The following is a 14,254-nucleotide window of genomic DNA, read 5'->3' as shown; positions in this document are numbered from 1 at the left end:
GGTCACACGGATCGACGCAGGAGGATGTTCGAAACCCAAGGGGGGACCATCCATGATTCGCTTGCCCGTTCGTACGTCTGCCATCGCCCGCCTGCTCGCCGCCAGCGCGCCGCTGCTCGTTTTCGCCGTGCCCGCCATCGCACAGGAACAAGTGCCGGCTGCACAAGCGGTGAGCGATCCGGCGAGCGACCAAGGCGTCGGTGAGATCGTCGTCACCGCGACCCGCCGCCGGGAATCGTCGAAGGACGTGCCGCTCGCGGTCACCGCGATCAGCGGCGAGAAGCTCGACGTGCTCAATTCGAGCGGCCTCGATATCCGGTTCCTCGCCGGGCGCACGCCGAGCCTCCAGGTCGAGTCGTCGTTTGGTCGCACCTTCCCGCGCTTCTACATCCGCGGTCTCGGCAATACCGACTTCGACCCCAACGCCGCACAGCCGGTGTCGGTGGTGTACGACGACGTCGCGCTCGAGAACCCGATGCTGAAGTCGTTCCCGGTCTTCGATCTGCAAAGCGTCGAAGTGCTGCGTGGTCCGCAGGGCACGCTGTTCGGGCGCAACACGCCCGCGGGCGTCGTGAAGATCGACTCCGCCAAGCCGAACCCGGACAAGGTCTCGGGCTATGCGACCGGATCCTGGGCGACCTACAACACGATCAACGGCGAGGCGGCGCTGAACCTGCCGATCGGCAACGGCTTCGCCTTCCGCGCGTCGGGCATCATCCAGTCGCGCGACGATTGGGTGAAGAACGATTCCACGACGGGCAATGCGGACCGCAAGCTGGAGGGCTATCGCGACGTCGCCGGCCGCTTCCAGCTCGGCTATACCAGCAGCGATTTCAATGCGTTGCTGAACGTCCACGTCCGCGACCTGACAGGCTCGCCGCGCATCTTCCGCGCCGGTTTGTTCAAGCCGGGCACCAACGACTTCAACACCGGCTTCGACCCCAAGCACGTCACGCTCGACGGTTACACCAGCCAGAGCCTCACGCAGTGGGGTACCAACCTCCGGCTCGACTATCACCTCGACGGCATCGGCACCTTCTACTCGGTCACCGGATACGAGCAGGCCAAGGTCGAGAGCACCGGCGATGTCGACGGTGGCAACAACTACACGTTCCTCGGCGGAACGATCGGCACGATCGGCGTCGGACTGTTCCCGTCGAACACCGGCGGCCTGACCAAGCCCAAGGAGTTCAGCCAGGAGCTTCGTTACGCCAGCGAGGACATGAACGGCATCCGCCTGCAGGGCGGCCTGTATTATTTCCACCAGACGCTGCGCTACCACCAGTATGACTATGCGTTCGGCGGTACCGGATCGCGCGCGACCGATCTCGACCAGGATATCTACCACGACAACCGCAACGAGAATTACGGCGCGTTCGCCTCGATCGAGACCAAGCCCATCGACCTGCTGACGTTGCGCGCGGGCGTCCGCTATTCGCACGACTATCGCAACGACCTCGTCACTGCGCCGATCCCCGGCACCGGGATCAGCGACACGTTGCCGGCGCGCGCGGTCGTCCGCGGTTCGAACGTCACCTGGGACGCGAGCGCGACCTATGAACTGACGCCCGCGATCAACGTCTATTCGCGGCTCGCGACCGGCTATCAGGGCCCGGCGATCCAGGACCGCGTGACCTTCGGCAGCGTCCAGAGCACGGCGCCCAAGCAGACCACCTTCTCGGGCGAGAGCGGCTTCAAGGGGACGCTGCTCGATCGGAAAGTGAACTTCTCGCTCGATGCCTATTGGTACAGCACCAAGGACCTGCAGATCACCGCGGTCGGCGGCAGCAGCAATTCGGCACGGCTGATCAGCGCGAACAAGGCGATCGGCTACGGCGTCGAGGGTGAATTCGAGGCGCGGCCGGTTCCCGAACTGACCCTGACCGCGAGCGGCAGTTACAACTTCACCGAGATCCGCGATCGCGGCATTGGTGTGGGCGTGTGCGCGACCTGCACCGTGCTCGATCCGATCGTGAACGGGTTCGCGGTGATCGACGGTAACGATCTTCCCCAGGCCCCGCGCTGGATCGCCAACTGGACCGCACGCTACGGCATCCCGCTCGCCAATGGCGGTGAGGTCTACGCGTACACCGACTGGGTCTATCGCAGCCGCATCAACTTCTTCCTGTACGAAGCGGTCGAGTTCACCGGCAAGTCTTCGCTCGAAGGCGGGCTCAAGGTCGGCTATAAATCGCCACAGGGGTATGAGGTCGGCGCGTTCGTCCGCAACATCACCAACCAGTATCGCAGCATCAGCGCGATCGACTTCAACAACCTGACGGGCATGATCAACGAACCGCGGATCATCGGCGGTCAGTTCAAGGTCGCATTTTGAGATAAGACGCCGGACTGAGCGCTTTACGAGCAATTTTGGTGCGCAAGCGAGCCGAGGCACCGTCGCCTGACGTACCACTATGGCGGGCCGGTGCTTTGCCTCGCGGAGGGCTCCGGAGTGGTTTCCGGCTCCCTAGGTTCTTCCATCCGTCTCGTGAGTTGGGAATGGCAGCATGACAGCTGTCACCACCTCCACCGGGATGGGTTCAGGAGGACGGGAAGTTCGAGGGCTCGATTTGCCGCGCCGAAGCGATCTGAGCCCCGTCGAGACGGTGTTCGAATTCCTCCTGTTCTTTGTTTTCAGGCATGTAGCCGCGCGGTAGACAGTCGCCATGAGCCCGCCCCCTGCGACCGATCTACGTGACCGATATGCCGACCAGGACGCGAAGCTAACCCTTCTTCGAACGGTGCTGGCTAGCGAGGGGGGTGGCCAACTCGGACCTCGCAAGGATGTCTTGTTTTCAGCCATCCAGACTTCGCAGATGCCGATGATCCTCACCGATCCGCATCAGCCCGATAACCCGATCATTTTCGCCAATCGTGCCTTTGCGTCACTGTCGGGCTACTCGGCCAACGAACTGATCGGCAAGAACTGCCGCTTTCTGCAGGGTACCAACACGAACCCGGAGAATGTCGCCAAGTTACGCGACGCCATAGCTGGGCGCGAACCGATTGCGATCGACATCGTCAATTACCGGCGGGACGGGTCTGAGTTCATCAACGAGCTGTACGTAAGCCCCATCAACGATCCTGATGGAAACCTGCTGTATTTCTTCGGCAGTCAGGTCGACGTCACGACCTTCAGGTCGGCAAGCCGGCAGCTACTGTTGAGCGGTGAGAAATATCGCTCGATCTTCGAGGCCATCGATGAAGGCTTCTGCGTCATCGAATTCATCGACGGCCCGCACGGTCCGTTGAGCGATTATGTCCATCTCGAAGCCAATGAGGCCTACGCACGCAATGCAGGCATCACGGACGTCGTAGGTCGGAACGTTCGCGATCTATTTCCGGACGAGGCGGATAGCTGGGTCGCCGTCTTTGGCGAGGTGCTGCGGACTGGTGAACCGGCTCGCTTCGAACGCGAACTCGACGCTACCGGGCGCCATCTGGAACTGTCGGCTTTCCGCATCGAGCCTGCCAGCAACAACCAGGTCGCGGTCCTGTTCAAGAACATCACCGCGCGCCGCCAGACGGAGAACGAACTCCGTGAACTGACCATACGCCTCGACGCGCTGGTCCGATCATCGACCGAGGTCCGCTATCTCATCAACGCGGACTGGACCGAGCTGGCAGAATTGTCCGGCGGCGGCTTCCTGGCGGATACGCCCGCCGCAAACGCCAACTGGCTCAACGACTATGTCCCGCCGGAAGGCCGGGATGCCGTGCGAGCCGAGTTCGAGCGTGCGATCGAGGCTCGCGATACATACAGGATCGAACATCCGGTCTACCTGGCCGACGGATCGCTCGGATGGGCCCAGGTTCAGGCCGTGCCGCTGTTCGACGATCATGGTGAAATCACCCATTGGTACGGCGCGGCATCCGACATCACCGACCGTCGCAAGGCGGAAGCCGAGCTTCATGAACTGGCGGTCGAACTCAGCCATCTCAACGGCACACTCGAAGCGCAGGTTGCCGAGCGTACAGCCGAACGCGACCGCGTCTGGCGTCTGTCGCGCGACATGCTGGGCGTTGCCGATACGCAGGGACGCTGGACGAGCATCAACCCGGCATGGTCGCGTATCCTTGGCTGGAGCGAGGACATGTTCATCGGACGGACGTCCGAGTGGCTCGAGCACCCCGACGATCATGAAAAGACTCGCGCCGAGATAGCGCGGCTCGCGGCCGGCCTGGAGACTGCAGCGTTCGAGAACCGCTTCCGGCACCGGGACGGGACCTATCTTTGGCTATCCTGGACCGCGGCGCCGGAGAACGGTCTCCTCTATTGCGCGGGGCGTGATGTCACCGCCGAAAAGGAGCGTCAGATCGAGCTCGACGCGGCGCAGGATCAGCTTCGCCAAGCGCAGAAGGTCGAGGCGGTGGGGCACCTAACGGGCGGCGTGGCGCATGACTTCAACAACCTCCTCACCGTCATCCGTGGGTCGGTCGATCTTCTGCGCCGGCCCAACCTGACGGACGAACGCCGCGAACGCTACATTCAGGCGATCGCGGAGACCGCCGATCGCGCGGCCAAATTGACGAACCAGCTGCTCGCCTTCGCGCGACGCCAGGCCCTGCTGCCTGAATCCTTCGACGCCCAGGAAAGCGTTCGGGTGCTGGCGGACATGGTGCGAACGCTTGCCGGTTCGCTCATAGAGGTCGCGTTGGAGTCGGCGTCCTGCCCCTGCCATATCCACGCCGATCGCAACCAGTTCGACACTGCGATCATCAACATGGCGGTAAACGCGCGCGATGCGATGAATGGCGACGGGCGTCTTACCATCCGTGTCGAGTCGGTCGACGGCATGCCGTCCGTGCGGTCGCACCCAGCCGTTGCCGGTGACTTCATCGCGATCTCGCTCACCGATACGGGCGAAGGCATTTCCGCCGATCGGATCGATCATATCTTCGAGCCGTTCTTCACGACCAAGGATGTCGGGAAAGGAACCGGGCTTGGCCTCAGCCAGGTGTTCGGCTTTGCCAAGCAATCGGGCGGCGAGGTCATGGTCGAAAGCGAGGTCGGCACCGGCACGACCTTCACGCTGTACCTGCCGCGCATGATGGGAGAGCAGACCGCGATCGTTCGCGACGACACTCCCCGGCAGGTCGCGTCGGGTGATGGCGCGTGCATTCTCGTCGTCGAAGACAACCCACAGGTCGGAGAGTTTGCCCGGTCGGCCTTGGCCGAACTCGGCTACACCACGGTGCTGGCCAAGGACGCCGCCCATGCGCTTGGCGAACTGGAAGCCGCGGCCGACCGGTTCGACGCCGTCTTCTCCGATGTCGTCATGCCCGGAATGTCAGGCATCGAACTGGGTCAGGCGATACGGATCCGATATCCCGACCTGCCGGTGGTACTGACCAGCGGATACAGTAACGTGCTCGCGCAGGACAGCAGCCACGGGTTCGAGCTGATCCACAAGCCCTACTCGATCGACCAGTTATCGAGTGTGCTGCACCGGGTCATCGCGATGCGGTGATACGATCATCTGACGGGGACTTGTACCGAGCGGGACGTCCCCTCGCCTGTTTCGTCGCTACCGACAGCGCGCCGTACTGCAGATATTGATCACCAAGTTGGGTCGTATAGTCGACAAGAGGTTCGGATAGCAGGCAAAATCTGCGCGTTGCCTGCCGTTAGAGAGGTGGTAGTGGACCACTGGCGCACCTCCCAAGACAGAAACCGGACCATTGGCAAACCTCGACGAGTTCAACGATTCCGAGCGGCACCGGCTGGCGGCGTTGGCATGCTACGACGTGATGGACTCGCCACGCGAACGGTCGTTCGACGAGCTGGCAGCGCTTACTGCCAAGCTCTGCGATGCCCCCATTGCCGTCGTGAACCTGGTCGGGGACGGACGGCAGTTCTTCAAGGCGGAAGTCGGCCTCGGCGTGCGCGAGACGCCGCTCGAAAGTTCGTTCTGCGTCAAGGCGCTGCTGGAAGACGATCTCCTCGTCGTTCCCGACCTGACCAAGGATCACCGGTTCGACTGCAATCCCCTGGTTACCGGGGACCCGCACATCCGTGCCTATGCCGGCGCGTTGCTCAAGACCGCGGACGGACTGGCGATCGGGACGCTCTGCGTCCTGGATCATCGTGCGCGGGAATTTACCGAACTCCAGCAGGAGACTCTGCTCGTCCTGGCGCGGCAGGTCATGGCTCAGCTCGATCTGCGGCGCACCGTCGCGGACCGTAATCGCCGCTACGACGAGCTTCAGGTCAGCCGGGAGCAATTGACCCACAGCGACGCGCGCTATCGTACGCTGTTCGATTCCATCGAATCCGGGTTCTGCATCGTCGAGGTCGACCTTGGCGATGCCGCAGCACCGATCGACTACCGCGTCATCGAGGCGAACCCGGCCTTCTATCGCCAGACCGGCTTCGTCGAGGCGGTCCGGGGCCGTTGGTTGCGCGACGCGGTCCCCGATCTGGAGGAGCATTTCTACGAGATCTACGGACGGGTCGCGCGGACCGGCGAACCGGTTCGCTTCGAGGAGGGCTCCGCGGCGCTCGGTCGCTGGTTCGATGTCTACGCCTTTCGCGTCGGCGATGCGACGGATCGTCGGGTCGCGATCCTGTTCAACGACATCTCCGCCCGCCGTGCGGCGGAGGAGGCATTGCGCGACCTCAACGAAACGCTCGAGGATCAGATCGACAAGCGAACCGCCGAACGCGATCGCATGTGGGATACCTCGCCCGACCTGATGCTGATCATCGATTTCGATGGCGTCTTTCGTCGGGTGAATCCTGCGTGGACGACGGTGCTGGGCTATAAGCACGACGAGCTGGTCGGACGTCATGTCAACGAGTTCGTCCTTCCAGACGATCACCAGGACACGGTCGACGCCTATCAGGCCGCGAAGGCTGGCGAGCAGCCCCATATCCAGAACCGCTATCGCCACAAGGACGGCTCGTTCCGATGGATCGCGTGGGTTGCCGCGCCCGCCGGCGACCTGACCTATGCGACGGGTCGGGATATCACCGCGGAGAAAGCGCGCGAGGCGGAACTCGCGCATACCCAGGATCAACTTCGCCAGGCGCAGAAGATGGAGGCGGTCGGTCAGCTTACCGGCGGGCTCGCGCATGATTTCAACAATCTGCTGACCGGCATGATGGGCAATCTCGAGTTGCTCCAGATGCGCGTCGCACGCGGGCGGCTCGACGATCTCGACCGCTTCGTGCTGGCGGCGCAGGGCGCAGGACGGCGCGCGGCGTCGCTGACACAGCGCCTGCTGGCGTTCTCGCGACGCCAGACGCTCGATCCGAAGCCCACCGAGGTGAACCGGTTGATCGCCGGCATGGAAGACCTGCTTCGCCGGACGGTCGGGCCCGCGATCGATATCGAGGTCGTCGGTGCGGGCGGTCTCTGGCCTGCCTGCATCGATGCGGGCCAGTTGGAAAACGCTCTCCTCAACCTCAGCATCAATGCCCGCGACGCGATGCCCGACGGCGGGCGGCTGACGATCGAGACCGCCAACAAATGGCTCGACGATCGTTCGGGCCGCGAACGCGATCTGCCGCCCGGCCAATATCTCTCGATCTGCGTCACCGACACCGGCACCGGAATGAGTGCGGAAACCATCGAACGCGCCTTCGAACCGTTCTTCACGACCAAGCCGCTCGGCGAGGGTACCGGTCTGGGCTTGTCGATGATCTACGGCTTTGCCCGCCAGTCCGAGGGTCAGGTCCGGATCTATTCCGAGCTGGGGATCGGAACGACGATCTGCATCTACTTGCCGCGCCACTACGGCGATGCCGGTCTGGCTGAGCAGGAAGCCGCGATCGCTACCGCGACGACCGTGGGCAGAGGAACCGTTCTGGTCGTCGACGACGAGGCGACCATCCGTCATCTGATCGACGAGGTTCTTGGCGAAGCGGGCTACACCGTGATCGGTGCGGCCGATGGTGCAGCCGGGCTCAAGATGCTGCAGGCGGGGACCCAGATCGAACTCCTCATCACCGACGTCGGGCTGCCCAACGGTATGAACGGGCGCCAGGTCGCCGATGCCGCGCGATCGTTGCGGCCGGGTCTGAAGGTGCTCTTCATCACCGGCTATGCCGAGAACGCCGCAGTCGGAAACGGCCATCTCGAACCCGGCATGGAGCTGTTGACGAAGCCGTTCACACTGGAAGCGCTGACGGCCAAGGTCGCCGGGATGATGAAAGACGCCGCACGCTCTAGCTAGGATCGTGCGGGCATGCCGCTATCGGCTAGCCGCAATCGCGTGCGCCGCCGCACCTACGTCGCGCGCAACCAGCGTCGGCTGCGGAATGCCGTCCAGAACGAGGGGCGCGTTCACGCGGCGCGTGACCAAGGCGGCCTTCCATCCGAACGCCTGCGCACCGATCGTGTCCCATGTGTGTGCCGCGATCAGCCAGGTCGTGTCTGGTGTGGCCTTCATGGTGTCCTGTACCAGTTGGTACGTTGCCGGCGTCGGCTTGAAGCGCTGCACGGTATCGACCGTAAACCGCTGGTCGAACATCGACCCCAGACCGGCCCGGTCGAGCACATCGGGCCCGGCACTGTTCGGCGAGTTGGTAAGCGTGACGATCGAGAACCCGGCGTCTTTCAACACGGCCAGACCGGCAGCGACATCGGCGTGTACCGGCATATCCGTCATCAGCGCACCAAGCTGACGCACATGATCGTCCGTCACCGCGACGCCGTGGATCTGGCCAAGCATGCGCAAGACACCGCCGCCCAGCTTGCCGAACGGAACGTAAGGCCCGGCCAGCGACAGCGCCTCCGAATACAAGATCAGCTGCGCAAACCATTCCCGCATCCGACCGGGGGCTGCGAAAATGTCGGCGAAGAGAGGCTCGAGAATGTTTATATCGAGCAACGTCTCATTGACGTCGAATACAATCAGCGGTCGATCGGTCATTTTGCGTCGGTCCCCGGGAAAGCGGTTCAGCATGTACCCTCACCCAACGATCGTCGGAAGCGTCCCGATCCATGATCTACGGTCGACCGGTATCGCAACCTCCTGATCTTGTGGCACAATCAGCAAAGTTCGGGGTTAGACCCCTGCGGGCCGAATGCATCGACCCGCCCGTTCAACACCGAACACAGGAACTGCAATGTCGGGCAAGGTCGTCATCGTCACGGGGGCATCGCAAGGGTTGGGAGAGGGCATCGCCCGCGGCTACCGCGAGCGCGGCTGGCGCGTCGTCGGCGTGTCGCGCAGCATTGCCCCCGCGGATGAGCCCGACTGGCTAACCGTGGCAGGCGACGTCGGTGATCCGGCGACTGCGGAGGCAGTAGCGGCCCGAACACTCGACCGGTTCGGCAGGATCGACACGCTGGTCAACAATGCCGGCATGTTCATCGGCGAGGCGTTCACCGACTATTCCGATGAGCAGTATCGACAGATCCTCGCGACCAACCTCGATGGCTTCTTCCACATGACGCGGCACGCTCTGCCTGCGATGGTGCGCAATGGCGGCGGTCATGTCGTCCAGATCGTTACGACGCTTGCCGAGCACGCCAACGCAGAGTTTCCTTCGGTCCTCGCCTCGTTGACCAAAGGTGGCCTTGCCGCTGCAACGCGCAGTCTGGCGATCGAATATGCAGCGCGCGGTATCCGCGCGAACGCGATTTCGCCCGGGATCATGGAGACGCCGATGCATCCAGCCGAGACGCGTGCCAAGCTCGGCGGATATCACCCGCTCGGACGCATGGGCACCGTCGCCGACGTGGTGCAGGCCATTCTCTACCTGGAGGACGCCAAGTTCGTAACTGGCGAAATCCTGCATGTGGACGGTGGGCAGGTTGCGGGCCACTAGGACGCCCGGTCGAGAGACGGTCAGGTTGCCGCTAGCTAGCACGGCCCGCGATCCTCGAAGAGGTGGCTCGGATCAAGGCGGTCGCGGATCGTCACGTGTGAGCATGAAGGCCGCCGGTCTCCGGTTCCCGCTGGCGAACCCGGCGGTGGCGGCCGTCATTCCCGGTGCCAGCCAGCCGAGCCGGCTCGCCGAGGATCGGGCAGCGCTCGCCGAGACCATACCCGGCGCGTTCTCGCATTACCTTAGTCATGCTGGTCCGGTCGCTCCTGGCTAGGAAGCGGCATTTCGCGAATCAAATCCGATCAGATCGCCTCGAACGCCAGCGTGACGGTGAAGCTGGAATACGCATCCGCCGCGCCCGGCGTGGCCGCACGGTGCCGCACGAGCATCAGGTACCGCCCGGCATCGGACGGGGTCAGCGTCACCTTGCCGGCCTTGTCGCTGTTCACCGTCGCGACCTGCTTGCGTCCGTCATAGAACCCCGCCTCGCGGAACAGCGTCACGGGTTCGCCGGCGAGCGGCTTGCCCTCGTACAGGATTTCGAACGCGGCCGCTGAACCCGGCGCGTAGCTGCTCGGATCGCCGAGCGGGTGGATCTCCAACGCTTTGCCACGCGCCGCCAGCGCCCCCGAGGCGCCCGGCTTGCCGCGCACCACATAGGCGTCGGCCAGCGTCGTGCTGCGCACGTCGACCGACGTCGCGCCGGGCGGAGGCGTCTTGCCTTCGCCGACGATCGTCCAGGCCTCGCCGATCCGGTACATCTTGCTCAGACGGCCGATCCGCTGCCCGGACGACAGCCGGTACACGCCGTCCGCCGGTAACGCCGCCTCGACGATCGCCTGGTCCGTGGTCAGCGTCGGTGCGGCCAGCTTGACGGTCTTTCCATCGGGGCCGGTGATCTCGAACGGTGCGTCCTTCATGGCGATCTCAGGCCGGAAGCGTCTTCGGTGAACGATGCTTGGAGCGTGACGCGATCACGTCCTGCCGCGTCGAATACGCTCGGCAGCACATACGGCATATGCGCCGCCGACGGCCCCGACACGAGGGCAAGTGCGGTAGCGATAGCAGGAGCCAGAGCCCCGGTCGCTCGCGCCGTCCGCCAATTTCCCCTGGTCTTCGTCATCACGATGCTCCTTTTCGATGGCACTTGATAACGAGAATGATTCTCACTAGCAAGCCGGCAGACCGTGGGGACAACGAACATGACATTGACCAAATTACTGGCGGGCATCTCGCCGATTGCCCTGATGATCGGCGCCGCCGGCCCTGCCGCTGCAGAGCCCGCTCTCGCAGAAGCTGCGCCTGCTTCGGCGGCCGATAAGCCGACTGCCACCGCGCCTGCCGCCGAGCCGGAGGGTCAGGACAAGGTCATCACCGTCACCGCGACGCGCACCGAAAAGGCGGTGGAGGACGTGCCCGCGACCGTGTCGGTGATCGACGCGAAGACGATCGAGGATCGCTTCATCTCCGACATCAAGGATCTGGTGCGCTACGAGCCGGGCGTCACCGTCCGCCGCGCACCGTCGCGCTTTACCGCCGCCGGATCCTCGACCGGGCGCGACCGCGACAGTGGGTTCAACATCCGCGGGCTCGAGGGCAACCGCGTGCTGATCACCGTCGACGGCGTCCGCGTCCCCGACGCGTTCAGCTTCGGCGCGCAATCGGTGGGTCGCGGCGATTACGTCGATCTCGACCTGCTCAAATCGGTCGAGATCCTGCGCGGCCCCGCCTCCGCGCTCTATGGCAGCGACGGCGTCGCGGGCGCGGTCAGCTTCATCACCAAGGACCCACGCGATTTCCTCGCCGATGGCAAGCTCGTCGGCGGCGGGCTTCGTTCCAGCTATGATTCCTCGGACGACAGCTGGACCAACGGCTTCGTGGTCGCGGGCAAGACCGGCGATATCGAGGCGATGGTCGCCTATACCCGCCGCGACGGTCACGAGACCGAGACCAAGGGCAGCAACGACACCGCAACCACCGACCGAACGACGGCGAACCCGCAGGACATCGAGTCCAACGCGCTGCTCGGCCGCCTCGTCTGGGCGCCGAACGATGCCAACCGGTTGCGCCTGACCTACGAGCATTTCTCCTCCGTCGTCGACACCGACGTGCTCAGCGCGATCGCGAAGCCTCCGCTCGCGGCGACGTCGGTGATCGGTCTCACCGCGCACGACACGACCGAGCGCAACCGCGGCACAATCGACTATCGCTACATCGGCGACGGCATCGTCAGCGGTATCCGCGCCGCCGGCTATTACCAGAAGAGCCTCACACTCCAGGCCGCGGCGGAGAACCGCAACACCGCTGCCGATCGCACGCGCATCAACCGCTTCGACAACGAAGTGTACGGCGGCACGCTGCAACTCGAGAGCCGCGCCGCGACCGGGCCGTTGACGCACCTGTTCGCCTATGGCGCCGACTACTCGCACACCCGCCAGACGGGTGTGCGAGACGGCACCGTCGCGCCTGCGGGCGAAATCTATCCGACCCGCGCCTTCCCGACGACCGACTACACGCTGGTCGGCGTGTTCGCACAGGACGAGATTGCCATCGCAGACGGGCTGCTGACGCTGTTCCCGTCGATCCGCTACGATCACTACAAGCTGAACCCACAGAATGATCCGCTGTTCACGACCTTCGTACCGCGCGAGCAGAGCGGATCGAAGGTGACGCCGCGGATCGGTGCGGTCGCCAAGCTCACCGAGGGCGTCCGGCTGTTCGCCAACTACGCACAAGGCTTCAAGCCGCCCGAGCCGAACCAGATCAACAACGGCTTTGCCAACATCACGCAGAATTACCGCTCGGTCCCCAATCCCGACCTCAAGCCCGAGACGAGCAACAGCGTCGAGGGTGGCATCCGGTTGAGCGGCACGGGCTGGTCGCTGAGTGGAACCGCGTTCAGCAGCCGCTTCCGCAACTTCATCGATCAGGTCCAGGTCAGCGGCGCCTTCACCGCGGCCGACCCGGCTGTGTACCAGTATATCAACCGCGGCCGCGTCAAGATCGAGGGACTGGAAGCCCGCGGCGAGGCGCGCCTGCCGATCGGGGTCGGCGTCCGCGCCGCGGCGTCCTACGCCAAGGGCACGATGCGGACGACCGGGCTCGCCGGCACGCAGCCGCTCGACAGCATCGAACCGGTCAAGGTCGTCGCAGGCATCTTCTACCAGCCTGATGCCGGGCCGTTCCGTGCCGAGGTCATCGCCACGCATTCGGCGGGCAAGAAGGTCGGCGACACCAACAACACCTGCAACACCACGGCCACCAGTTGCTTCACGCCGTCGGGGTTCTGGATTCTCGACGCCACCGCGTCGCTGCGCGTGATGGATCACGCGACGCTGCGCGCGGGGATCTTCAACATCACCGACAAGAAGTATTTCTGGTGGAGTGACGTCCGCGGACTGACCTCGACCTCGGTCGTCCGCGACGCCTATTCGCAACCCGGCCGCAACGCCGGGCTCTCCTTCTCGCTCAACCTGTGAGGCCCCTGATGTTCCGCTCCCTTCTTCTCGCGACCGGGCTGACGCTGGCCGCGGTCCCCGTCGTGCCGACGATCGCCTCCGCGCAAACGCAGGCCGTCTACGGCGACCAGGCCCGTGATCACGCGTCGATCCTGGCGATGGCCGGCACCTTCAAGGTGACGTTCGACATGCGCGAGACCACGCCGCTGGTCGCGGGCTACACGCCCTACCCCGCCAAGCTCAGCGGCGGGCACGAGGTCGTCCGCGCGATCGTCGACACGCCCGATCACGTCGTGCTCCAGCATCTGCTGGTCGTCACCGACGGCAACGCCAAGACGATGGTGATCAAGCACTGGCGACAGGACTGGACGTGGCAACCGTCGACCGTGCTCGTCTACACCGCGGCAGGCCGCTGGACGCTGAAACCGCTGTCGGAAGCCGAACGGCGCGGCGCTTGGTCGCAGACGGTGTGGCAGACCGACGATTCCCCGCGCTATGGCGGGATCGGTCGCTGGCGCTACGACGACGGCGCGACCCGCTGGACCAGTGACGAGACCCGCCGCCCGCTTGCGCGCCGCGATGCGACCCGTAACCCGCCCTACGATCACTACATCGGCAGCAACCGGCACGTGCTCACCCCTGCCGGCTGGGTCCACGAGCAGGACAATGCGAAGATCGGCATGAAGGACGGCAAACCCGCCACCTACGTCCACGAATACGTCATCAACACCTACACCCCAGCAACCGACTTCGCGGTGGTGGCGGCGGACGCGTATTGGGCGAAGACGAAGGATTATTGGGCCGCGGTCCGCACCCACTGGGACAGCGCGATCGCAAAGCGCTCGGGCGTGCATGTTGCAGAGGACGCGTCGAACGGATCGGCTACGGGTCACCAGTTGATGCTGCTCGCCGATGATATCGCCGCGGACGACACCGCTCAAGAGTCCGGAAAGGCGGAGGCCGAAGCATTGGTAAAGCGCGAGACCGGGACATAATCCAGGGCTCCAACCCCAGCCAC

The 14,254-nt window shown here is 64.4% G+C and carries 10 protein-coding genes; 7 read left to right on the top strand and 3 right to left on the bottom strand.

All coding sequences use genetic code 11. From position 1 onward, the window contains the following. Positions 1-52: 52 nt before the first annotated feature. From C8J42_RS13205 to C8J42_RS13195, 3 genes are all read left to right on the top strand, one after another. Positions 53-2,335, top strand: coding sequence for a TonB-dependent receptor (locus C8J42_RS13205; protein ID WP_243644373.1), 2,283 nt, complete (start codon positions 53-55; stop codon positions 2,333-2,335). 331 nt (positions 2,336-2,666) lie between these two features. Then, entirely contained in the window at positions 2,667-5,471 is a 2,805-nt protein-coding gene (locus C8J42_RS20645) for a PAS domain S-box protein (protein WP_133020383.1), read from the top strand. A gap of 280 nt (positions 5,472-5,751) precedes the next feature. After that, positions 5,752-8,178, top strand: coding sequence for a PAS domain S-box protein (locus C8J42_RS13195; RefSeq protein ID WP_133020491.1), 2,427 nt, complete (start codon positions 5,752-5,754; stop codon positions 8,176-8,178). An 18-nt stretch (positions 8,179-8,196) separates the two neighbouring features. On the opposite strand, the gene C8J42_RS13190 is transcribed toward C8J42_RS13195, so the two are convergent. Then, positions 8,197-8,877: a haloacid dehalogenase type II gene (locus C8J42_RS13190; protein ID WP_133020382.1), complete on the bottom strand. Its 681-nt coding sequence runs from the start codon at positions 8,875-8,877 to the stop codon at positions 8,197-8,199. A 196-nt stretch (positions 8,878-9,073) separates the two neighbouring features. Here C8J42_RS13190 and C8J42_RS13185 point away from each other — a divergent pair, with 196 nt between their 5' ends. Together C8J42_RS13185 and C8J42_RS13180 are read left to right on the top strand one after the other, a co-directional pair. Beyond that, positions 9,074-9,778: an SDR family oxidoreductase gene (locus C8J42_RS13185; protein ID WP_133020381.1), complete on the top strand. Its 705-nt coding sequence runs from the start codon at positions 9,074-9,076 to the stop codon at positions 9,776-9,778. A gap of 97 nt (positions 9,779-9,875) precedes the next feature. Further along, positions 9,876-10,052 carry a hypothetical protein gene (locus tag C8J42_RS13180; RefSeq protein WP_243644371.1) on the top strand — a complete coding sequence of 59 codons (177 nt, stop codon included), beginning with the start codon at positions 9,876-9,878 and terminating at the stop codon, positions 10,050-10,052. A 28-nt stretch (positions 10,053-10,080) separates the two neighbouring features. Here the strand turns inward: C8J42_RS13180 and C8J42_RS13175 are convergent, their stop codons facing one another. Next, complete coding sequence (locus C8J42_RS13175; RefSeq protein ID WP_243644369.1) at positions 10,081-10,698, bottom strand: DUF4198 domain-containing protein; 618 nt, start codon at positions 10,696-10,698, stop codon at positions 10,081-10,083. Beyond that, positions 10,695-10,901: a hypothetical protein gene (locus C8J42_RS20475; RefSeq protein WP_243644368.1), complete on the bottom strand. Its 207-nt coding sequence runs from the start codon at positions 10,899-10,901 to the stop codon at positions 10,695-10,697. Before C8J42_RS20475 ends, C8J42_RS13175 begins: the two co-directional genes overlap by 4 nt. Before the next feature lie 79 nt (positions 10,902-10,980). Between C8J42_RS20475 and C8J42_RS13170 the strand changes: the two genes are divergently transcribed. Together C8J42_RS13170 and C8J42_RS13165 are read left to right on the top strand one after the other, a co-directional pair. Further along, positions 10,981-13,257 (top strand): TonB-dependent hemoglobin/transferrin/lactoferrin family receptor, encoded by a 2,277-nt coding sequence (locus tag C8J42_RS13170; RefSeq protein WP_243644366.1) that lies wholly within the window; start codon positions 10,981-10,983, stop codon positions 13,255-13,257. An 8-nt stretch (positions 13,258-13,265) separates the two neighbouring features. Continuing rightward, entirely contained in the window at positions 13,266-14,231 is a 966-nt protein-coding gene (locus tag C8J42_RS13165; RefSeq protein ID WP_133020380.1) for a DUF6607 family protein, read from the top strand. The last annotated feature ends 23 nt before the right edge of the window (positions 14,232-14,254 follow it).

Origin of the sequence: Sphingomonas sp. PP-CE-1A-559, from assembly GCF_004340965.1 — a bacterium.
In the GTDB taxonomy this organism is placed as follows: Bacteria; Pseudomonadota; Alphaproteobacteria; order Sphingomonadales; family Sphingomonadaceae; genus Sphingomonas.
The sequence above is the reverse complement of the archived record's forward strand: the minus strand, read 5'-3'. Positions and strand labels throughout refer to the sequence as shown.